Origin of the sequence: Methylobacterium sp. Leaf118, assembly GCF_920984675.1 — a bacterium.
Classification (GTDB): Bacteria; Pseudomonadota; Alphaproteobacteria; order Rhizobiales; family Beijerinckiaceae; genus Methylobacterium.
The window spans coordinates 1-20,848 of the sequence record NZ_CAKLBV010000075.1; the positions used below are offsets into that span (position 1 = coordinate 1).

General features: G+C 72.1%; 22 protein-coding genes and 1 tRNA gene. 12 read left to right on the forward strand and 11 right to left on the reverse strand.

Annotation, left to right across the window (positions count from 1 at the left end; translation table 11 throughout):
- Positions 1–127 precede the first annotated feature (127 nt).
- Complete coding sequence (locus LW587_RS21100; protein ID WP_442919180.1) at positions 128–961, reverse strand: ImuA family protein; 834 nt, start codon at positions 959–961, stop codon at positions 128–130.
- A gap of 1,107 nt (positions 962–2,068) precedes the next feature.
- Here LW587_RS21100 and LW587_RS21105 point away from each other — a divergent pair.
- Positions 2,069–2,224, forward strand: a complete 156-nt coding sequence (locus tag LW587_RS21105; RefSeq protein WP_232631557.1) for a hypothetical protein — start codon at positions 2,069–2,071, stop codon at positions 2,222–2,224.
- A 254-nt stretch (positions 2,225–2,478) separates the two neighbouring features.
- On the forward strand, positions 2,479–2,859 hold the full coding sequence (locus LW587_RS21110) for an exopolysaccharide production protein YjbE (RefSeq protein WP_232630592.1): 381 nt from the start codon (positions 2,479–2,481) through the stop codon (positions 2,857–2,859).
- Positions 2,860–3,113: 254 nt separating this feature from the next.
- Here LW587_RS21110 and LW587_RS21115 read toward each other — a convergent pair whose 3' ends face one another.
- Both LW587_RS21115 and LW587_RS21120 read right to left on the reverse strand, forming a co-directional pair.
- Positions 3,114–3,755, reverse strand: a complete 642-nt coding sequence (locus LW587_RS21115; protein WP_232631558.1) for a hypothetical protein — start codon at positions 3,753–3,755, stop codon at positions 3,114–3,116.
- A 487-nt stretch (positions 3,756–4,242) separates the two neighbouring features.
- Positions 4,243–4,491 (reverse strand): hypothetical protein, encoded by a 249-nt coding sequence (locus LW587_RS21120; RefSeq protein WP_232631559.1) that lies wholly within the window; start codon positions 4,489–4,491, stop codon positions 4,243–4,245.
- 97 nt (positions 4,492–4,588) lie between these two features.
- Here LW587_RS21120 and LW587_RS21125 point away from each other — a divergent pair, with 97 nt between their 5' ends.
- Positions 4,589–5,539, forward strand: a complete 951-nt coding sequence (locus LW587_RS21125) for a LysR family transcriptional regulator (protein ID WP_232631560.1) — start codon at positions 4,589–4,591, stop codon at positions 5,537–5,539.
- Positions 5,540–5,617: 78 nt separating this feature from the next.
- Here the strand turns inward: LW587_RS21125 and LW587_RS21130 are convergent, their stop codons facing one another.
- From LW587_RS21130 to LW587_RS21145, 4 genes are all read right to left on the reverse strand, one after another.
- Positions 5,618–5,857, reverse strand: coding sequence for a hypothetical protein (locus LW587_RS21130; protein WP_232631561.1), 240 nt, complete (start codon positions 5,855–5,857; stop codon positions 5,618–5,620).
- Complete coding sequence (locus tag LW587_RS21135; RefSeq protein WP_232631562.1) at positions 5,854–6,501, reverse strand: SOS response-associated peptidase; 648 nt, start codon at positions 6,499–6,501, stop codon at positions 5,854–5,856. Before LW587_RS21135 ends, LW587_RS21130 begins: the two co-directional genes overlap by 4 nt.
- A 73-nt stretch (positions 6,502–6,574) precedes the next feature.
- Positions 6,575–6,937: a phage holin family protein gene (locus LW587_RS21140; protein WP_232631563.1), complete on the reverse strand. Its 363-nt coding sequence runs from the start codon at positions 6,935–6,937 to the stop codon at positions 6,575–6,577.
- Between the two features lie 143 nt (positions 6,938–7,080).
- Positions 7,081–7,157, reverse strand: a tRNA-Arg gene (locus tag LW587_RS21145).
- A 227-nt stretch (positions 7,158–7,384) separates the two neighbouring features.
- Here LW587_RS21145 and LW587_RS21150 point away from each other — a divergent pair.
- From LW587_RS21150 to LW587_RS21160, 3 genes are read left to right on the forward strand one after another with little or no spacing between them, the layout of a single operon-like run.
- A complete protein-coding gene (locus LW587_RS21150) occupies positions 7,385–8,050 on the forward strand; it encodes an insulinase family protein (RefSeq protein ID WP_232631564.1) in 666 nt (221 codons plus the stop codon).
- A 20-nt stretch (positions 8,051–8,070) separates the two neighbouring features.
- Positions 8,071–9,642 (forward strand): M16 family metallopeptidase, encoded by a 1,572-nt coding sequence (locus LW587_RS21155; RefSeq protein WP_232631565.1) that lies wholly within the window; start codon positions 8,071–8,073, stop codon positions 9,640–9,642.
- 4 nt (positions 9,643–9,646) lie between these two features.
- Complete coding sequence (locus LW587_RS21160) at positions 9,647–9,829, forward strand: hypothetical protein (protein ID WP_232631566.1); 183 nt, start codon at positions 9,647–9,649, stop codon at positions 9,827–9,829.
- 63 nt (positions 9,830–9,892) lie between these two features.
- On the opposite strand, the gene LW587_RS21165 is transcribed toward LW587_RS21160, so the two are convergent.
- The 3 genes from LW587_RS21165 to LW587_RS21175 are packed head-to-tail and all read right to left on the reverse strand — an operon-like array spanning position 9,893 to position 12,798.
- A complete protein-coding gene (locus LW587_RS21165; RefSeq protein WP_232631567.1) occupies positions 9,893–10,708 on the reverse strand; it encodes an ABC transporter ATP-binding protein in 816 nt (271 codons plus the stop codon).
- Positions 10,702–11,703, reverse strand: a complete 1,002-nt coding sequence (locus LW587_RS21170; RefSeq protein ID WP_232631568.1) for an ABC transporter permease — start codon at positions 11,701–11,703, stop codon at positions 10,702–10,704. The genes LW587_RS21165 and LW587_RS21170 overlap by 7 nt, the downstream gene beginning before the upstream one ends.
- A gap of 9 nt (positions 11,704–11,712) precedes the next feature.
- Positions 11,713–12,798 (reverse strand): ABC transporter substrate-binding protein, encoded by a 1,086-nt coding sequence (locus LW587_RS21175; protein WP_232631569.1) that lies wholly within the window; start codon positions 12,796–12,798, stop codon positions 11,713–11,715.
- Positions 12,799–13,403: 605 nt separating this feature from the next.
- On the opposite strand from LW587_RS21175, the gene LW587_RS21180 reads away from it, so the two are divergent.
- From LW587_RS21180 to LW587_RS21195, 4 genes are read left to right on the forward strand one after another with little or no spacing between them, the layout of a single operon-like run.
- A complete protein-coding gene (locus tag LW587_RS21180) occupies positions 13,404–14,543 on the forward strand; it encodes an acyl-CoA dehydrogenase family protein (protein WP_232631570.1) in 1,140 nt (379 codons plus the stop codon).
- An 18-nt stretch (positions 14,544–14,561) separates the two neighbouring features.
- The gene (locus LW587_RS21185) at positions 14,562–15,674 is read left to right on the forward strand and encodes an LLM class flavin-dependent oxidoreductase (protein WP_232631571.1); all 1,113 of its coding nucleotides are present in this window, start codon (positions 14,562–14,564) and stop codon (positions 15,672–15,674) included.
- On the forward strand, positions 15,674–16,615 hold the full coding sequence (locus tag LW587_RS21190; protein ID WP_232631572.1) for an ABC transporter substrate-binding protein: 942 nt from the start codon (positions 15,674–15,676) through the stop codon (positions 16,613–16,615). The genes LW587_RS21185 and LW587_RS21190 overlap by 1 nt, the downstream gene beginning before the upstream one ends.
- Positions 16,616–16,640: 25 nt before the next feature.
- Positions 16,641–17,174: a cupin domain-containing protein gene (locus LW587_RS21195; RefSeq protein ID WP_232631573.1), complete on the forward strand. Its 534-nt coding sequence runs from the start codon at positions 16,641–16,643 to the stop codon at positions 17,172–17,174.
- Positions 17,175–17,431: 257 nt separating this feature from the next.
- Here LW587_RS21195 and LW587_RS21200 read toward each other — a convergent pair whose 3' ends face one another.
- Entirely contained in the window at positions 17,432–17,923 is a 492-nt protein-coding gene (locus tag LW587_RS21200) for a lipocalin-like domain-containing protein (RefSeq protein WP_232631574.1), read from the reverse strand.
- Positions 17,924–18,268: 345 nt separating this feature from the next.
- Between LW587_RS21200 and LW587_RS21205 the strand changes: the two genes are divergently transcribed.
- Both LW587_RS21205 and LW587_RS21210 read left to right on the forward strand, forming a co-directional pair.
- The gene (locus tag LW587_RS21205) at positions 18,269–19,591 is read left to right on the forward strand and encodes an O-acetylhomoserine aminocarboxypropyltransferase/cysteine synthase family protein (protein ID WP_232631575.1); all 1,323 of its coding nucleotides are present in this window, start codon (positions 18,269–18,271) and stop codon (positions 19,589–19,591) included.
- Position 19,592: 1 nt separating this feature from the next.
- The gene (locus LW587_RS21210) at positions 19,593–20,612 is read left to right on the forward strand and encodes an isopenicillin N synthase family dioxygenase (protein ID WP_232631576.1); all 1,020 of its coding nucleotides are present in this window, start codon (positions 19,593–19,595) and stop codon (positions 20,610–20,612) included.
- Positions 20,613–20,848: the final 236 nt, after the last annotated feature.

Sequence of the window (20,848 nt, forward strand, 5' to 3'; positions counted from 1 at the left end):
CAGGCCGACGATCGCCGCCTGGGCCTGCGCCACCGCCATGCCGGGGCGCAGGCCCAGGCGGCGCGCGGCCCGGTCGACGGCGACGAGCGCGCGCCGGGGCCCCGCGCTCGCGGCCACCACGAGCGGACTATCCCACCCGGGCGCGCAATGGGCGTTGCGCCGCCGCCAGAGGTCGGTGGACCAAGTCGGCAGGTAGACGGAGACGACCCGTCGCATCAGGCGCGTCCAGGATCCAGGAACGGGGGGCGTCCGCGCCGCGGGCGCGGGTGAGTTCGACGAGCCAGCGGGCCCGGGGCAGACCGGGCATGGACAGGCCGAATCGCGGCGGCCCGGTGCCGGGCTGGGGCGAGACGCGCCAGCGGGTCAGGGCCGCGCTGGGCTCGTCGCCGGACTCGCCGCCGGACTCGCCCTGTGCGGCCGCGCGCCGGCGTCGGCGGATGACGACGGTGAGGGCGCCGCTGCGCTCCGCGGCGAGTTGCAGGCGCCGCGAGGCGGTCAGCCCGAGCCGGGACGCCTCGCCGACGACTGCCGCGAGGCCGCGGCTGCGCAGGCCCTCCTCCATGGCCGGCAGCACCTCGGCATCGCTCCAGGTCTCGGCGAAGACGATGCGGCCCGGCGAGAGGCCGACGCTGACGAGGGCGGGGGCGAACAGGTCGCGTCCGCGCAGGCACCACAGCACAGGACCGGGCAGCCGGGCGACGATGGCGGCGGCGAAGAGGGCGGACAGGGCGGCGTGGTCGGCGCTCAGGCCCGCCTCGCCCACCTCGTGCAGGGCGCCGCAGCGCAGGCCGCCGCCGGGCAGATGCCGGTCGAGATCGGGCAATCCGAACGGCAGGGCCGGCCGGTGGGCGCCGGGCCGCCGGGCGAGATCCTCCATCTGCCGGCGCAGGTGGCGAAGCCGGCCGCCCCCCTCCGCGCGGCGGGGCGCGGCGGGCATCTCGCTGAAGCCTGCGGGGGGCATGTCCATTCCTGTCGTGAGAACAGGACGAGAACATACGACCCGCCGCCGGGCGTCAATCGCGCGAAACGAGCCCGGAGGATTGCGGGGAGGAATCGGGGGGTGGGCTTGACGGGGGAGCGTGACGCTGGGGCGTCAAGGTCTCGATGCGGGCCGGGCCGCGGTGTCGTCCCGGCGCTATCGGCTCCAGCGTCCCAGGCGACGGGTCTTCCAGCGTTCGCCGCGCGGCAGGAGATCGGGGATCGGATCGGCCTTGCGCCTGCGGGGCGTTTGCGCCGGCTCGGCCGGGCCGGCGACGGTAACGGCGACCGGCGCCAGGGGCGGCGGCACCGGCGCGGCGGCTTTGGCCGGCGCGGCGACAGGCTCGACCGGGAGGGGCCTGGGCTTGGGAGGCCTGCCGCGGGGGCGCCGCACGGGCCTCTCCTCGAGAGCCGGCTCCGGATCCTGCACGGGCTCGGGCGTCTCCGGCACGATCAGGTTCGGCAGAACGCGGCGCTTCTCGGCGGCGGGTTCCGTCGACGCCGGATCCGACCGGAACAGCGAGGCGTGCTGCGGAACGGGCGGAGGGGCGACGCGGGTCGGGATGATCGTCGAGCCACGACGGCCACCGGATTTGGCTTCGACGGTGAAGGACCGCCGAGAAAGGTTGCGCATGGAGAACTGAGATTTCGAGGCCGAACTGTCCGGCCGACATCACAAGCATAGAGCCTTGGCCTTAACAAGACAATACGCCGATCTGTTCAGACCGGGTTGTCTTCGCGGCGGTCGTCGCACGGTCGTCGAACGGTCTTGCCGGCCACTCGCGGGTCCGGACCCGGTCGCGCGCCGCGCGCCGCGGCCTGCGCACAGGCTTAACGAAGGGCTAACCACATCCGAGCACGGCGCGGAAACCGCCACGCTCGGAGGCGTTAGCCGAAGACCCGATCCTTCGGGATCCTCTGAGGTCGCAAGCGATCTTCCGGGATTCCGGACGAGCCCGGTCCGATGCTGGAGCCCCACGATGACCATCACTGTCTTCGATCCGATCAGCGGCCAGATGGTCACGATCCGCGTGCCCGCGCCGCAGCCGCGCTGAGACCCCGTTCCCCCGTTCCCTCGCCCTCGATGACGATGATCGGCCTTCCCTTCTATCGCCTCCTGATCGCGGCCGGCCTCGTGCTGGGCAGCGCCCTCGCGACGACGGCGTTCAGCCACGCCGAGCCGAAGGGCCTCTGCGGCGGCCCTCCCGCCCCTGCCTGCACGGCACCGGACCACAAACCGTCCTGATCGGCCCACGTCCCGTCGCGCCCTCGGCCAAGCATCCGGTTGATGCCGCGACGGACGACTCTCCCGACATCGTCGCATCGATTGCGTTGTCGCGCGCCCGCGTCGCAATGCGGAGGACGGGACGAAGCGGGGCCGTGAACAGACCCGAGAAGATGCTTCTGCGCCGGGAGAATTCGGGAACTTCGTCTTCCTGAATCGCTTTCCCCGGTCTGAACGGGTGACATACCCGCAAGATCATCTCGGAGGAAACCAACGTGACGTTCACGAAAACCGTTGTCGCGGCCGCTGCCCTGGCCCTCATGACCGGCTCTGCTTTCGCCGCGCCCTGCAACACCGGCAGCACCGCCAAGGCACCGGAGGGCTCCAGCGCCGCCGGCAGCAGCACCGGCAGCGGCGCCGATGCCGGCTCGAAGAACCTCGCGGGTGGCCAGCAGCCGGCCTCGCCGGGCACGGTGGGGGCGATGAACAATGTCGGCGCCAACCAGGGCGTGGCCGACAAGCCGGGCTCGAAGGAGACGTCCTCGGCCAAGAACAATGCGGGCGGCAACCAGCCGGCCTCGCCGGGCACGGTCGGCGCCATGAATGCCGCCGGCAACGACCAGAAGCTCGGCGAGAAGGGCGGCAACGACTGTTGATCGCCCCCGCAGCGTGACATGACATGCAGGCCCCCGCATCGCTCGGTGCGGGGGCTTTTTTGTGCCTGATACGGGCTCCGCTTGATCAAAGCGGAGCCCGTATCAGTCCAGCCCGCGCGGCGTTTGAGCGAAGCCCAAATCCGCCATCCCGAAGGGATCAACCGGATTTGGTAGGAGCCCTGGGCCTGATCCCTGGGGGCCGTGCGGATCATCGCTCCCGGACAGCCCCCTGCGGCTGCGGCGGGGGAAACCGTTCAGTGAAGCCGGTTGCCGATCACCCCGGCCTCGACCGCCACCGAGAGCCGATCCGTGATCGCCCATTCGACGCCGACGCGCGCTTCCGGCCGCATCGCGATGTCCTCGCGGCTGTAGAGCGGCGCGGCGTGGGTCGCCCCGACCTGCAGCCGCTCGTGCACGGCCCAGGCTCCCGCCTTGCCGTAGAGCAGCACGTCGTCCGTCAGGAGCGTCCCGACCTGCACCTGAAAGGCGCCCGCCAGATCGCGCGAATAGGCCAGGCCTCCGAAACCGGGCGAGAGGTTGCCGGTCGCCGGGAGCAGCATATCGACCCCCCCGACGATGCCGTAGATCAGCCGCCCCTCCTGCCACATCCGGCCGCCCTCGAAGCCGAGGGTCGGGCCGCCATAGCTCCCGAATTGCTTCGACGACGCGATGGCGTAGCCGGTGGACACGGCCGCGTAGGAGCCCGACCCGCGGCCGGTCTCGGTGCCGGCCGGCGGTGACCAGACGAAGGACGGCAGCGGTGCGAAGCCCGCGAATGGCAGGACGCTCTGGGCCAGGGCCGGGCCGGCCGCGAGGAGACCGTGGCCGAGCACGAGGCCCGTCACGAGGCCGGCTGCGAGACGATGCCGCGGGGAAGGTGCGAAGGGCCTGCTCATCCGGCCACGATAACCGATGCCGGGTCCCCGAGACAGGGCCTCCGGCCGGCTGTGGCCTGACCGGGGCGCCCTAAGGCACCGCCCAGACGAGGATCAACAACCCGCCGACGAACATGCCGTAGGTCGCCAGCAGGGCGGAAATCTCACGGTGCTGAAGGACCAGGGTGCGGGACGCGGACAACATGGGGGCGGTGCCAGTCGCTGAGTGACCGGCGCAGTCTGATATCGAAATTCTGACCGCTTTGAAGATGCCGGCCCCCTCCCGTGCAAGGAAACGACCGGTGTTGCATTGCCGCGACTCTCGCCGCCGGGTCCGCCCTCAAATGGTAGCCCCTCGGCGACCGTGCCGCGTCCTCGCGGGTGGCATCCGGCCGCCGGAGCGACGGTGGCCCGAAGACCGGGACGGGGTGGCGCCGAAGGTCGGCGCACCGTCGTCCCGGCCCTTGTCTCGGCCGTCTTGCCGGCCGCGCCCGTCAGGGGCACGGGATCAGAAGGCGGCCTGCTTGATCGGCTCTTCGGCGGGGATCGTCGTCCACTGGACGGCGCCGGGGAGCGCGTAACCGCCCTGGCGGTGCACGGAGCCCATGTTGGTGGCAAGACCCTGGGTCGCCAGGGTCATGGCGCCGACAGTCTTGACGCCGTGCACGGCGGTGGAGTCCTGGGCCAGGACGGCGGTGGTGGTGAGGAGGGTCAGCGCCATGCCGGCGGCGACGCGGGAGAGGATCGGCTTGGACATCGGTTCAGCCTCTGGTGTGTGCGGCGGGTATGTCCGTCGCTTCATGAGAGCGAATGTGCTGATCCGGGTGCCATGAATCAAATGGGTTGATTTCATAATGCGTATCGATCACGTGCATCTTGCTCGGCTCGATCTCAACCTGCTCGTCGCCCTCGACGCCCTGCTGGCGGAGCGGAGCGTGACGCGGGCGGCGGCACGGATCGGCATCAGCCAGTCGGCGATGAGCCACGCCCTCGGCCGCCTGCGCACGACCTTCGCGGACGAGCTGCTGACCCGCGGGCCGGACGGCATGCGGCCGACGCCGCGGGCGCTCGCCCTCGTCGAGCCGATGCAGGCGGCCCTGTCCCAGATCCAGCGGATCACCGCCCCGCCGGAGGCGTTCGATCCGGCCACGGCGGACATCACCTTCACGCTGGGCATCCCGGATTCGACCGAGGTGCTGCTGATGCCGACCCTCATCGCGCATCTGCAGGCGCGGGCGCCGGGGGTGAAGCTCCTGCTCCACACCGTCGACCGTCACCGTATCCTCGACGACCTCGATAGCGGGCGGGTCGATGTCGGCATGGGCGTGTTCGAGCAGGGGCAGACGCACCACAAGCGGCGCATCCTGAACAAGGAGAGCTATCTCTGCCTCTTCAATGCCGACCTCGTCGGCCTCACCCCGCCGATCTCCCTCGACGAGTATCTGCGGTTTCCCCATCTGCTCACGAGCCTCGTGGAGAGCGCCCACGGCGTGGTGGACGACGCCCTCGCCCGGATCGGCCGCAAGCGCGTCATCGCGCTGACCTCGCCGCGGTTCACGGTGATGCCGTTCGTGGTCCGCCAAGCGCCCGTGATCGCCACGATGCATTCGCGGCTGGCGCGCTTCTTCGCCGACAGCATGGGCCTGACCGTGAGCCCGGCGCCGGTCGACCTGCCGGACGTTGCGATCTCGATGATCTGGCACGCCTCCAACGACGACGTGCCCAGCCAGCGCTGGCTGCGGGAGACCATCGTGATGCTGCGCCGGGCCGAGCAGCGCCCGCCCGCCGGGGCCGTGTCGACCTGAGCGGGCCGCCGCGGCGGGGGACGGGCCGTTCGCGCATCGTCCTGGATCCGATCGCCCGCCGAGGGGGACGGAGAATCCCTAAAGCCACCGCTCGTCGATGTCGGTGGCGTTGTACTCCGCCAGGGGCTGGTGCTCGTCGCCCTGTGCGAAGATCACCACATCCCCGGGGCCGATATCGGACTGGGCGATCCGATCCCATCGCCGGTGGATCATCCGCGGGCCGCCCCAGATCCGAAAGGCGTTCCAGTAGCGGTCGTCGCGGAAGCCGACATAGTGGACGCAGCGCCGCGGTCGCGGGCCAGCGGGGGGATCCGTCACGCGCCGTCTCCCTTCACGCCCTGCCCGACCACGGTGAGCGATCCGTCCGGCAGGGGACGCTGCAGGGCCTTCGCCTCGGACCAGGGCGCGCGCAGCCACGCGTCCCGCTCCGCCTCCGTCGTCAGGATCACCGGCATCGCCTTCGGGTGGATCGCGCCGACCTCGGCGTTGGGCGGGCAGGTCAGGAAGGCGTAGAGATCGTCCGTGGTCTCGCCGTCCTTGAGCTTGCGCACCGAGGTCCAGCCTTCCGTCCGGATCCCGGCGAAGCAGGCGAGCGGGCGATCCTCACCCAGCGCGAACCAGATGTCGCCGCCCGCCGCCTTGTTGAACTCGCTGAACGACGACAGCGGCACGAGACAGCGATGGTCCGGACCGAGCCAGCGGCGCCAGTGCGGCGAGCCCGTGTTGCGCACGTTGGTGACGCCGGGATCGACCCGCTTGCCCTCCAGGGCGAAGGCCGGCGAGGGCATGCCCCAGCGATGCCGCGCGAGCACGCGCCGCCCCTCCGCGACGTGCACGATCGGCGCGGCGGTGTTGGGGAAGATGCCGGGGAGCGGCGGCAGGTTGCCGGTCTGGTCGAGGTCGACCCGGAACGCGCGCCGGATCTCGTCCTGGCTCTTCATGAGGCTGTAGAGATTGCACATCGCACGGATCGTAGCAGAACCGCCCGGCACGGCGCGCCCGCTGACGGCGGGGCCTGTCGGCTCCCGTCCGCCCTCAGGCCCGTTCGGCGCCCGGACGCATCCGGCGCACGCCCGACCAAGTCAGGATCGCCGCGGCGGCGAGAAAGGGCAGGGCTACGATCAGGCTGGCCAGGACCTCGGAACCGATCAGGACGGCGAGGGCCTCCCGCAGGGCGATGAGCAGCAGGACCAGCGCGACCACGACGAGCAGCAGCGCTCCGCCGAACAGCAGCACGAGCGTTGCCAGCGCGCGCAGATTGCCCCGGACCTCGATTCTGGCCAGCCGGAGCAGGGCGGCGAGATGCGCGCTGGCATCGCGTGTCGCCGCCCCGATCAGAGCGGCGGTGCTGCGCGGATCGGCGTCCGGCCGATCGCGCTCGGGGGCGGACCGGCTCATGGCTGCGGATCGCGCAGGCCGAGGCCGCGGCGGTTACGGCGCCGACCGGAGAGCCTGTCGGCGCAGGCGGCGTGTCGCGAGTCCACGGAGGCGGCCCCAGGATATGGAAAACCCGCCAAGTCCCTGACTGGCGGGCGGATTCGTGGCGACCCCGGTAGGGCTCGAACCTACGACCTGCCGCTTAGAAGGCGGCTGCTCTATCCAGCTGAGCTACGGAGTCTGATGAGTGCCGGTGGTAGCAGGCCCCTCGGCGGAGGTCCACACGAGACTCCCGCCCCTCGCCCCTGCCGCCCCGGGCCTCCGCCCTCAAGCGAGTCGGAGGCGTGCCCGCCTGTCGCGCGTGCCCACCGAGGAGGCGCGGGTCATGGGAAATTGGGGAAATCGCCGCTGGCCTTGAGCTGCAGCGTCTGGCCCACGACGGTGAACGGGTAGCTCACGGAAACGCTCGTGAAGGGCTTGGTGCCGCGCAGGGAGGACGGCGCCAAGGCCGCGAGCGCCGATGCCCCCGCCCGCGGACGCGTGCAGGACCCGCCGGCCCGCACCCACCGGGCCATCACCCTGCGGGACGGGCAGGTCCGGCAGCCGCTCCTGCAGCGGCTCCACGCGGTGCCCTCCGCCCATACCGGCGCGCCCGGCGAGGCCGAGGCCCTGGAACTCCTGGCCTTCCTGCTCGGCGGCGATGAGACCTCGCTGCTCCACGAGCGCCTCGTGCGCGATCTCGGCTGCGCCACCCGCGTCCGGGCGGCCTATTGGGGCACCGCCTTCGATCAGGCGAGCTTCCACATCCGCGGGACGCCCGCCGCCGGAACCACGCCGGACGCCCTCGACCGGGCCATCGACGCGGTGCTGGCCACCGTCCAGGCCAACGGCTTCCCCGCGGAGGACATCGCGCGGGCCAAGACCCAGATCGTGGCGAAGGCCCTCTTCGCCCGCGACAGTCAGGTCCAGCTCGCCCAATGGTACGGCATGTCGCTGTGCTGCGGTCTCTCGATCGCCGACCTCGACGCCTGGCAGCGCACCATCGAGGCGGTGACGCCCGAAGCCCTGGGCAACGCTCTCCGGATGCTCGACCGGCAGACCGGCGTGTCCGGCTACCTCCTGGAAGCGGCTTGATCCGCGTGAGACCCCTGACCATGAACATTTCCGTCGATCCGGCCGCCATGGTCAGATCCTATGCCGATCGTGTGCAGCGCGTGACGAGTCCCGGGGGCGTGTCGGCCTGGCTCTTCGACGATCACACGCTCCCCATCCTCTCGGTGGGCTTCGGCTTCCGGGGCGGCGCCGCCCGCGACCCCGCCGGCAAGGCCGGCACCGCCCGGATGCTCGCCGACCTTCTGACCGAGGGGGCCGGCAACCTCGACGGCAGCGCGTTCCGGCGCGCGCTGGGCGACAGTGCCGTCCAGCTCTCGTTCTCGGCCCAGCAGGCCGAGAGCCTGGGGGGATCGCTGCGGGCCCTCGCGCGCAATGCGGGCCAGGCCTTCCATCTCCTCGGCCTGTCCCTGCGCGATCCGCTCCTGGCGCAGACCGATCTGGCGCGCATCCGGGAGGCGGCCTGCGCCCAGGTCCGGCGCTCCCTGGCGCAGACCGACCACGTGGCGATGACCGCGCTGTTCGCGCACGGGTTTCCCGACCATCCCTACGGGCGTCCGACCGACGGCGATCTCACCTCTCTCCCGGCGATCACCCGCACCGACATCGTCGCCCTGCAGGAAGCCCTGCTCACGCGGGGCAACCTGGAGATTGCCGTGGTGGGCGCGATCGGCGCCGACGCCCTGGGCCCGCTCCTGGACAGCGCCTTCGCGGAGCTGCCCGGCGGCGCGACGCCCCCCGTCTCGCCCTGCGCCCTGGCGCATGTGGGTGAGCGCTTCGTGACGTCGATGGCGTCGCCGCAGACCGCGCTCTATTTCGGCCGCCCCGGTCTGCACCGGGACGACCCGGACGCCATGGCCGCCGTGGTGGTGAACCATTGCCTCGGCGGCGGCACCTTCAGCTCCCGCCTGTTCCAGGAGCTCCGGGAGGCGCGCGGGCTGTGCTACTCGGTCTGGTCGAGCCTGCGCTTCAACGAGGGGGGCTCGACCCTCCTCGGCGCCACCGCGACCCCGAACGAGCGGGCCGGCGAGGCCCTCGAGGTGATCCAGGGCGAGGTCGCCCGGCTCGTGCAGGAGGGGATCGGCACCGACGAACTCGAAGCCGCCAAGAGCTACCTCACCGGCTCCTACGGCCTCAACTTCGACACGTCCCGTGCGATTGCCAGCCTGCTGCTCACCCTGAAACTCGACCGGCGCGATCCGAGCTGGCTCGACGAGCGCAACCGGCGGATCGCGGCCGTGACCGAGGCGGACGCGGCCCGCGCCATCGAACGCCTGTTCGGCGACGGGGCGCTGCTCGTGACGGCCGCCGGCGAGCCGGACGACCGCCCGATCCGGGCGGTCCCAAAGGCGGACAACCATCCGGGCCACGGCCACGGAACAGAAGGGGACGATCATGAAGTCGATCATCGCGGCAAGCCTGGGTATGATGATGGTGCTGTCGGGCGTGGCCCTGGGGCAGCCCGGTCCGGCCGAGCGCGCGCCGGCCCGGCCGGTGGAGCCCGAGGCCTCCGATCGCGTGGGGTTCCGCCGGGATCGCAGTGCCCTCGTGGCGAACCCGGCCGACGGGCCGGCGGATATCCCGGTCGTCAAGGCGAAGCGATCCTACGGCCCTGACCTGATGGCCCTGATCTTCGCCCCGGTCGGCCAGATCGTTGCGCCGATCAATCAGGGCCTGCACGCCATCGATGCCGTGGTCGCGCCGATCAATACCGCCCTGCGGCCGATCACCGGTCCCCTCGCGCTTCCCGGCGAGCCCGCGCCGATCCCGGTCCCCGAAGCCCCCCTCGGCCCGCGCAAGTAGGACGATCCGAGCGCTCCCGGTCCGTCCGGGGGCGCCGCGTTTCCGTCTCGGAATGCCCGATCCTCAGATCGGCTGGCCCAGACTGTCGAGAATGCTCCGGCGCAGGCGCACCAGTTCGGGGTCGTCGCGGTGGCGCGGATAGGGGCGCGCGACGCGGATGTCGGCGCGGATCGCGGCCGGGCGATCGGAGAGCACGATCACCCGCTCGGCCAGAACCAGCGCCTCCTCCACGTCGTGGGTGACGAGGAGCGCGGTGAAGCGCGTCTCCTGCCAGAGACGCAGGATCTCGGCCTGGAGGCTGAGCCGGGTCAGGGCGTCGAGCTTGCCGAGGGGCTCGTCGAGCAGGAGCAGCCGCGGCGCGTTCACCAGCGCCCGGGCCAGCGCCGCGCGCTGGGCCATGCCGCCGGAGAGCTGGTGCGGAAACACCTCGCTGAAGCCGTCGAGTCCGACGAGGCGCAGGGCGGCCTCGGCCCGGGCCGCACGCGCCGGACCGGCGATCCCGCGCGCTTCCAGCCCCAGCATCACGTTTCCCCGCACCGTGCGCCAGGGATAGAGCGTCGGGTCTTGGAACACGAGGAGGCGGGACGGATCCGGGCCGGCGACTTGCGCCCCGTCGATCGTGATCCGGCCGGCATCGGGCGGCTCCAGCCCGGCGACGAGGCGCAGCAGGGTGGACTTGCCGCAGCCGGAGGGGCCGAGCAGCGCCACGAAGCCCCCCGGCGCCACGTCGAGGGAGACGCGGTCGAGCACCGGCAGCGCGGTGCCCCGGATGTCGAAGGCATGGGACACGGCCTCGACCGTGAGCCGGGCGCCGGCCGCCTTGGCGGCCGCGCCGACAGGAGCCACGGGGGTCGGGCGTTCGAGCGTCGTGGCTACCATTGCACCAGCCCCTTCTGCCAGGAGAGCACCCGGTCGCGCAGGCGGAACAGCAGGCTGATCAGCCCCGAGCACATCAGCGCCATCACGATCAACGCGGCATACAGGTTGGCGTAGGCCGCCCAGCCTTGCGCCCATTGCAGGTACCAGCCGAGGCCGGACTTCACGCCGAGCATCTCGGCCACCACCAGCACGGCGAAGGACCCGCCGAGCCCCATGAACAGCCCGACGAAGACATGCGGCAACGCCGCCGGAATCGCGACCCGCAGCACGAGGAAGGTGGACGACGCCCCGAGCGTGCGGGCCACGTCGAAATAGGCCTTGTTGACCCCGGCCACGCCCGACCACGTCAGCACCGTGACCGGGAAGCCGGTGGCGAGCGCGATCAGGAAGGTGCTGGCCGACCACGAGGAGGGAAACACGAAGAAGGCGAGCGGCAGCCACGCGGTCGCGGGCAGCGGCCCGACGAAGCGCAGCACCGGATGCGCCCAGTACCCCACGGTCTTCGACCAGCCGATGGCGACGCCGAGCACGAAACCGAGGCCGGCGCCGATCAGGTAGCCCCCGGCGAGCAGCTTCAGCGAGGCCAGGATGCTGCCGCCGAGCCTCGCCCCGTCGTCCAGGAAGACCTCGAGGATCGCCTGTGGCGGGGGGAAGAACGGCATCGGCAGGAGCGCGAATTTCGCGGTGATGAGCTCCCAGGCCAGGGCAGCGAGCGCCAGCAGGATCAGCCAGGGCGTCCCCTGCGCCAGCGCGGTGCCAGCCCGGCCGAGGCGCCCCGAGAGCACGACGAGCGGCGGCAGGCCGAGGCCGAGGCCGAGGGCGCCGGCGGCGAAGGCGGCGGTGGAGGGGAAATCCCCCTCCTCCGGCAGCCCGTAGGTCGCCCCCGCGAGGGCGAGCCACGCCGCGCCGACGGCGAGCGCCCGCACCGGCAGGCCCGGGAGCCGGCCGGCGGCGGGACGGGGCAAGCGGCCGGCATATCCGGTGAGACTGGCCATGCGTGCCCCTCAGCTCAACACGTCGGCATAGACGCGCTCGGCGAACTTGGCCGTGTCGGTGGAGCGCTTGAGGACGTTCACGCGCTTCAGTTCGTCGCCGTAGAGCACGAGCTGGCGCTTCAGGTCGGCGCCGACCGGGCGGTCGCCGTGGTGCTGGCTCCTCAGCATCGCCGCCAGATCCGCGACCGAGCCCCGGCCACCGTAGCCGGAAAAAATGCGGGCGGCGTCCTCCGGGTCGGCGTGGACGCGGTGCCCGGCCTCCAGCACCGCGCGGGTGAGCGCGGTGGCGGCCGCGCGGTCATGGCGGATCAGGCTGCCGCGCACGGCGACCACGCAGCAGGTGCGGTCGGCGTATGCGCCCGAGAGGTTGGTGGCGATCTCCGTGAAGTTCGGGTCCTTCCGCCAGATCCAGGTGCGGGGATCGGAATCGGCGAGCGCCTGCGCCTCGCCCTTCTCGACGGCGAGGTGGAGGAGGTCGGCCGGGTAGGGCCGCCACGCGACGCCGGTCTCCGGGTCGATGCCGGCCTGGGCGAGCAGGAGCGCGAAGAAGTTCTTGGCCGGGCTCGCGTGGTCGCTGATCGCGATGGTCTTGCCCTTCAGCGCCGCGATGTCGGTGATGCCGGCGGACGTCGCGCCGAGCAGACGCAGGCAGCCGCCATGCAGGCCGGCGGTGATCTTCACATCAAAACCCTGCTCCAAGGGTTTGAGCCAGCGCAGGGCCATGCCGATGCCGGCATCCGCCTTGCCCGTGGCGATGGCCTCCAGCAGCGCCTCGGTCGAGCCGCCGAAATTGACGAATTCCACGTCGAGGCCGTGGGCGGCGAACAGGCCGCGCTCCTTGGCGAGCGGCGCGGCGGCGGTGCAGATCGCGGTGGCGTTCCAGGCGAGCTTGATGGGTTTCAGTGGGCCGGCGGCCTCGGAAGCGGCGGTCGGACGGCAGATCGGTCCGGGATCGAACGGCACCGCCGGACCGGGGCCCCAGGCCCGCACGCCGCCCATCCCGAACCCCAGGGGCAGCGCCGCCGCGGCGGCGCCCACGCGCAGCAGTCGCCGGCGCGACGGCAGGCGGCCGGGGCGCGGGGGCTCGTCGGTCATGGTCGTCTCCGAAACGGTCGCAAGGCGGGACGCGCGGAAGCGAAGGCCCGATGAACCGGGAGACGCGCGCGTCGATGTCGGGAACAGCCTCGTCGAGAGGCTGATGAATGGAGTGTTGAGTCATGCGGGTCTGAAGTCAATCGAAGTCTATTTCCAAGATTTTCTGTCTTTTGCGACAGAATTTCAGCGTCCCGGTCGAATCGAGAAGATTTTCCGTCCGGCGGTGCGACGGCGATCGGCGCGGGATCGGTGATTGGATCGGCCCTTCCGAGGCCTGATAACCCTCGGCGATGAGGGGGGCGCATCGGCGACGGCTCCGGCGAGGGCGAGGCGGCGGGCCTCCGCCGGACGCACGGAATGACCCCGCGGGATCCGCGTCCGAAGCCGAGGTCCTGCGCGTCGGCGGCAGGCCAGAGCGTGATCTTCCGGCATTCCGGGGCGCGCGGGCAGAACCTCCTGCCGGTGCGGCCGACTTTGGAAACGGGTTTCGTTGACCGCCCGCCGCGGCGCGCCGAGCATAGCGCGGCCGGTCGGCTCTCCGCCCGTCGCCGTTGGCAAGCCCCGCCCGCGCCGGCTCCGCCGTTCCCCCTGCCCTCTCGAGGACCATGTCCGCCGTATCCCCCGATCCCGTCCGGAGCCTGTCCGAGCGTCTCGCCGCGCAAGCCGGCGCGCGCGACCGGACCGGCGCCTTCCCGCACGAGCCGCTCGCGTCCCTGCACGCGGCCGGCCTGATCGGGCTCACCGTGCCGGAGCGGCTCGGCGGCGGCGGGGCCGGGCTGGCGCAGGCGGCGCGGGTCGTGGGCGCACTCGGTGCCGGCGACCCGGCGGTCGCCCTCGTCCTGGCGATGACGCTGCTCCAGCACGGGCTGATCCACCGCGACGGCACGCCCTGGCCGCACGCCCTCGCCGACGCGGTCGGACGGGAGGCCGCGGTGCGGGGCGCCCTCATCAACGCGCTCCGGGTCGAGCCCGATCTCGGCACCCCCGCCCGCGGCGGCCTGCCCTGCACCCTGGCCCGGCGCGACGGCGAGGGCTGGCGCATCACGGGCCGAAAAATCTACTCCACCGGCGCGCCGGGCCTGGCCTACGGCCTCGTCTTCGCCCGCACCGACGAGGCGGAGCCGCGGGTCGGCAACCTGCTGGTGCCGATGTCCGCGCCCGGCCTGCGCATCGAGGAGACCTGGGACCATCTGGGCCTGCGCGCCTCGGGCAGCCACGACGTGGTGTTCGAGGACGTCTTCGTGCCCGGCCCGCATGCCGTCGATCTGCGCCGTCCGGAGGCGTGGCGCCGGCCCGATCCGTGGCAGCAGGCCTGGAGCTGCGCCCTGCTCGCCGCGCTCTACGACGGGGTCGCGCAGGCGGCGCAGGCGTGGTTCGGGCAATTCCTGCACGCCCGCGTGCCCGGCAGCCTCGGGGCGCCGCTCGCCAGCCTGCCGCGCTTCCACGAGGCGGTGGGCGAGAACGCGCGGCTGCTCTCGGTCAACGCCCGGCTCGTGGCGAGCCTCGCCGCCGAGACCGATGCGGGCCGGCCGCCCGCGCCGCAGGAGGCGGGCTTCGTCAAGCTCACCGTGACCGAGAACGCGATCCAGGCGGTGCAGCGGGTCACTGAGCTCTGCGGCAACGCCGCGCTCTCGCGGCATCATCCGCTGGAGCGGCACCTGCGCGACGTCCTGTGCGCGCGCATCCACTGGCCGCAGGGCGACGCGGTGCGGATCGCCGCCGGCCGCGCCGCGCTCGGCGTCTGACAGACAAGGGAGTTCCGGATGAGGCTGCTGCCGCCCGAGACGGTCGAATTCATCGGCTTCGTCGCCCCGCACGAGGTCTCCGAGACGCGCGCGGCGCGCGGCCCCGCGATCGAGCCCGATTACCTGCGGCTTTTGGCGCAGGCGCATGAGCGGGGCGGGTTCGACCGGGTGCTGGTGGCGGCCTATGCGACCGCGCCCGATCCGATGCTGATCGCCGCCGAGATCGCCGCCGCGACCCGGCGGATCGGCCTGATGATCGCCCACCGCACCGGCTTCACCGCGCCCACCCTCGCGGCGCGCCAGTTCGCCACCCTCGACCAGCTCACCGGCGGGCGCGTGGCGATCCACGCGATCAGCGGCGGCGACGACCGCGATCTCGCCCGCGACGGCGACCACCTCACCAAGGATGCGCGCTACGCCCGCACCGCCGAGTTCCTCGACATCCTGCGCCTCACCTGGACCGCGCAGACGCCGTTCGATTACGCGGGCACGCATTACCGGATCGCGGCGGGCTTCTCGGAGGTGAAGCCGGTGGGGACGATCCCGGTCTATTTCGGCGGCGCCTCGCCCGCGGCTCTGGCGGTGGCGGGCCGGCACGCCGACACCTACGCGCTCTGGGGCGAGACTCACGCCCAGGTGCGCGAGCTGATCGGCCGGGTGCGGGCGGCGGCCGCCCCGCACGGGCGCACGCCGCGCTTCAGCCTGTCCCTGCGGCCGATCCTGGCGGAGACCGAGGCGCGGGCCTGGGCGCGGGCGGAAAGCCTGCTGGCCGAAACCCGGCGGCTGCGGGCCGCCCGCGGCCTGGGGCCCGCCCCTGCACCGCAGAACGAGGGCTCGCGAAGGCTGCTCGCCGCGGCGGCCGAGGGCCCGCGCCTCGACAAGCGGCTCTACACGGCGATCGCCGCGGAGACCGGCGCCTCGGGCAATTCGACGGCCCTCGTCGGCACGCCCGAGCAGGTCGCCGACGCGCTCCTCGACTATCACGATCTCGGCGTGCGCACCTTCCTGATCCGCGGCTTCGACCCGCTGGAGGACGCGATCCAGTACGGGCGCGACTTGCTGCCGGCCGTCCGGAGCCTGCTCGCGAGGACGCGGCGCGGGCGCGACGGCGGCGCGGCGGAGGCCGCCTGATGGCCCGCGTCCTCGTCCTGTGGGCGCTGGCGCTCGCCCTCCTCGGGCCGGCTTGCGCGGAGCCGGTCCTGCGCGTCGGCGACCAGCGCGGCAATGCCCGCGCCCTGATGGAGGCCGCGGGCGTGCTCGACGGCCTGCCCTACCGGCTCGAATGGAGCGAGTTCCCGGCGGCGGCCCCGCTGCTGGAGGCGCTGAACGCCGGCGTCATCGACGCGGGCGGGGTGGGCGATGCGCCCTTCACCTTCGCGGCCGCCGCCGGCGTTCCGGTCAAGGCGTTCCTGGCCTTCCGCAACCGGCAGGACGGGCTCGCCATCCTGGTGCGGCCGGATTCCGCCGTCCGCAGCGTGGCGGACCTTCAGGGCAAGCGCATCGCCACCAACCGCGGCTCGATCGGCCATCAGGTCGTCCTCGCCGCCCTCGAAGAGGCGGGGCTGCCGGCCGACCGCGTGCAGTTCCGCTTCCTGCCGCCGGCGGATGCCAAGCTGGCGCTGACCTCCGGCGCGGTCGATGCGTGGTCGACCTGGGAGCCCTATACCTCCGCGGCCGAGCTCGCCGGGCTCGTGCGGGTCGTCCGCGACGGCAACGGCATCACCCCGGGCCTGAGCTACGCGGTGGCGAGCGAGGCCGCCCTCACCACCAAGCGCGCGCTCCTGGCCGACTACGCCGCCCGTCTCGCCCGGGCCCGGGCCTGGGCGCTGACCGACCCGGCGCCCTACGCCGCCGCCTGGTCGAAGCTGATCGGCCTGCCCGAGGCGGTGCCCTTGCGCTGGTTCGGGCGAGCGCAATACCGCACCGTGCCGATCGACGCCGCGGTGATCGCCGACGCGCAGCGCATCATCGATCTCTACGTGCGCGCCGGCCTGATCCCGGCGGCCCGCGCCCCGCGCGCCGAGGCGATCCTCGACACGGGGTTTTCCGACGCGCCCGCCGCCATGCGATAAGGGCCGCGGCGAAGGATGTTTGGACATGCACGACATCGGCGACGGCCACACCCACGACCACGCGCCCCCCGCGCCCGAGTCCGACCGCGACGCGGGCGGGGCCGTCCGCTGGAAGCACGACGGCGTGCGGGTGATCCCCGGCGACCGGCTCGACCCCAACACCGCCCAGACGCCGGGCATGTTCCGCCAGGCGGCGGTCAACGCCGCCCGGGTCGGCGCCCAGAAGATCTGGGCCGGCACGGTGGCGATCGAGCCCGATGCCAAGACCGGCGTGCATCACCACGGCGCCCTGGAGAGCGTGATCTACATCGTCTCCGGCCGCGCCCGGATGCGCTGGGGCGAGCGCCTCGAATACGTGGCCGAGGCCGGCCCCGGCGATTTCATCTTCGTGCCGCCCTACGTGCCGCACCAGGAGATCAACGCCTCGACCGACGAGCCCCTGCATTGCGTGCTGGTGCGTTCGGACAACGAGGCGGTGGTGGTCAACCTGCCGGATGTCGACGCCGCCGAGCGGCCCGAGACGGTCTACTGGATCGATCCGATCCACAAGCACCCGTGATCCGAGCTCCGCTTGATTAAAGCGGAGCCCGTATCAGGCAAGCCCGCGCGGCGTTTGAGCGAAGCCCAAATCCGCCATCCCGAAGGGATCAACCGGATTTGGTATGAGGCGCCCGCTCGACGGCACCGGAGCCCCGTCCGTTTACGCCTCGATCCGGTGGCGCGGCGTGATCGCCATCGGACGGCGTGGGCGCGCCGTCCCTTGCCCGAAGGTGCGCCTTCAGAGCGCCCCATCCTCGAACATGGCGCCGGAGGGCCTTACGGGACCTTTTGCCAGACCAGGGTGATGATGCTCATCTTCCCATCGCCACTGAAGGGCGCCGGCCTCGTCGTATAGATGAGGGTGTCGCCGCGTTTCTCGATGTCGCGAACCTGAGATGTGCCCGTCCAAACCTCGTTCCATGACGTATCGATGTGATGGGTGACGGAATTGCCGTCGAGCGTATAGGTGCCGCTATAGGCAAAGAATGTCTTGAATAAACTGATCCGCTCTGGGTCGGTCAATTTGTCGATGCTGGCCGGTTTTGTTCGGCCTTCATAGGCGACGATGGCGGTGACGCGCCCCTCGCGGCCGTAGGTGATCCAGCCGGTCGGATGCGCGCCGCCATAGGTGTTGATCTCTTCACTCGTGTCCAACACCTTCCTCGTGCTGCTGACGAGTTTCCAGGTGCCGATCACCTCGTCGGCCTCAAGAGCGCGTGCAGGGTGTAGCGTAAGAAGGAGAAGTGCTGCCACGCCGATCGTTCGCATGTCTGCCTCCCTGAAGCTTAATGGTGCCGAATCCGTGAGAGCCGGTAGAGATTATCTATTCCGAGGCCGATCGCGCTGTCCTCATACTCTGCCGATCGGGTGTGGCGTCGGATGGATACCATCGCCACAATACGGCGGCTGCGCTGTTCGCCGCGCGGCAGCGTCCCCCTCTCGGGCCGACGCGGTCGACGGGAGCGGTTGCAAACACCCTTCGAACGCTTTTGGCCAGAGCAGCCGGAACCTGCGAAGAAAATCGCCCGATCCTACCGAATTAAGAAATCTGTTTTCGTTGACATCAATACAGATTGGCCGATCATCTTGGGTGTTCTTCCCAAGGAGCTGTCGATGCCGAGCCCGAACCCCGCCTCCATCCATGCCGAGACGCTCGCGCTCCATGCCGGATGGCGGGCCGATCCGCAGACCGGGGCGGTCGCGGTGCCGATCCACCCGACCACCGCCTACCAGTTCCGCGACACCGACCACGCCGAGAGCCTGTTCGCGCTCCAGGAGCTCGGCAACATCTACACCCGCGTCACCAACCCGACCGTCGATGTGCTGGAGCAGCGCCTCGCGGCGCTCGAAGGGGGCGCGGCGGCCCTCGCCCTCGCCTCGGGTCAGGCGGCCACGGCGCTCAGCGTGCAGAACCTCGCCAAGGCCGGCGACAACATCGTCTCCTCGACCGACCTCTACGGCGGCACCTGGAATCTGTTCGCCCACACCCTGAAGGAGCAGGGCATCGAGGTTCGCTTCGTCGACCCCGCCGACCCGCACAACTTTTCCCGCGCGACCGATGGCCGAACCCGGGCCTACTACGCCGAGACCCTGCCGAACCCGAAGCTGTCGGTCTTCCCCATCGCCGAGGTGGCGGCGATCGGCCGGCCGCTCGGCATCCCGCTCATCGTCGACAACACCGCCGCGCCCCTGCTGGCGCGGCCCCTCGACCATGGCGCGGCCATCGTCGTCTACTCGACCACGAAGTATCTCGGCGGCCACGGCGTCGCCATCGGCGGGGCCCTCATCGACGGCGGTCGCTTCGACTGGGCGGCCCATCCCGACCGCCAGCCGGCCCTGACCACGCCGGACGACAGCTATCACGGCGCCGTCTGGACCGAGGCCGCGGCGCCCCTCGGCCCGATCGCCTACGTGCTGCGCGCCCGGGTCCGGCTCCTGCGCGATCTCGGCCCCGCGGTCTCGCCGTTCAACGCCTTCCTGACGCTCCAGGGCCTCGAGACCCTGCCCCTGCGCATCGAGCGCCACAGCCGCAACGCGCAGAGCGTGGCCGACTGGCTCGGCCAGCGCCCCGAGGTCGTGCGGGTGATCCACCCCTCGGTCCAGACGGGCGCCGCACGGGAGCGGGCCGACCGGGTCCTGAAGGGCGGCTATGGCGGCCTCGTCGGGTTCGAGCTGGCGGGCGGCCGGGCGGCCGGGCGGCGCTTCATCGATGCCCTGACCCTTTTCTATCACGTGGCCAATATCGGCGACGCCCGCAGCCTCGCGATCCATCCGGCCTCGACCACCCACGCGCAGCTCACCCCCGAGGAGCAGCGCGCCGCCGGCGTCACCGACGGCTATGTCCGCCTTGCGGTCGGGCTGGAGCATCTCGACGACATCCTCGCCGATCTCGATCGGGCGCTCGCCGCCGCCGGATCGCTGGCGCGGGCGGCCTGAGATGGGCGCCCTCCCGATCCTCGACCTCCGCCGTCTCGAGGCGGGCGAGGCCGAGCGAAACGCCTTCCTGGCCGAGCTGCGCGCGGCGGCCCGCGAAGTCGGCTTCTTCTCCCTCGTCGGCCACGGCATTCCGGAGGCCCGGATCGCCGCGGTGCAGGCGCTGGCGCGGCGCTTCTTCGCCCTGCCGGCCGAGGCGAAACAGGCGGTCGCGATGGTCCACTCGCCCCATTTCCGCGGCTACACCGCAGCCGGTGCCGAGATCACCCGCGGCAAGGCCGACTGGCGCGAACAGTTCGACATCGGCGCCGAGCGGGCCGCGCTCTCGCGCGCGCCCGGCGCCCCGGCCTGGACCCGGCTGCAGGGCCCGAACCTCTGGCCCCCTGCCTTGCCGGCGTTGCGGCCCGAGCTGCTGGCGTGGCAGGCGGCGGTGACGGCGGTCGGCATCCGCCTGCTCGAAGCCTTCGCCCTGGCGCTCGGCCAAGCCGCGGACGCCTTCGCGCCGATCTATGCGGGGGGCCCCAACCCGCATATCAAGATCATCCGCTATCCCGGCCGCGAGGCGACCGGCGACGACCAGGGCGTCGGTGCCCACAAGGACAGCGGCTTCCTCACCCTGCTGGCGCAGGACGGCGAGGGCGGCCTCGAAGTGGCGGACGGCGCCGGCGGCTGGATCGCGGCGACGCCGGTTCCGGGCGCCTTCGTGGTCAATGTCGGCGAATTGCTCGAACTGGCCTCGAACGGATACCTGCGCGCCACGATCCACCGGGTGGTGACCCCGGCGGCGGGACGCGACCGCCTCTCGGTCGCCTTCTTCCTCGGCGCCCGCCCCGACGCGACCGTGCCGCTCCTCGACCTGCCGGCGCCGCTCGCCGCGCAGGCGCGGGGGCCGGCGAGCGACCCCGACAACCCGCTCTTCCGCGAGGTCGGGCGCAACTATCTGAAGGGCCGCCTGCGCTCGCATCCCGACGTGGCGGCGGCCCATCATGCCGATCTGCTCGACACGGAGGCGAGGGCCGCATGAGGGACGTTCCGAGCCGGATCCGCGCCGTCCTGCGCGCCGTCGAACGGCCCGCCGCGGCGGGCCCGCTTCCTCTGCCGCGGGCGCGAGGCTCGGCCATGCGTGGCTGGCCCCGCACCGCGTCCGCCTGCCGGGCCGGCCGGCATGGGCGCCACGCGACGGCTGATACGGGCTCCGCTTGATCAAAGCGGAGCCCGGATCAGGCAAGCCCGCGCGGCGTTTGAGCGAAGCCCAAATCC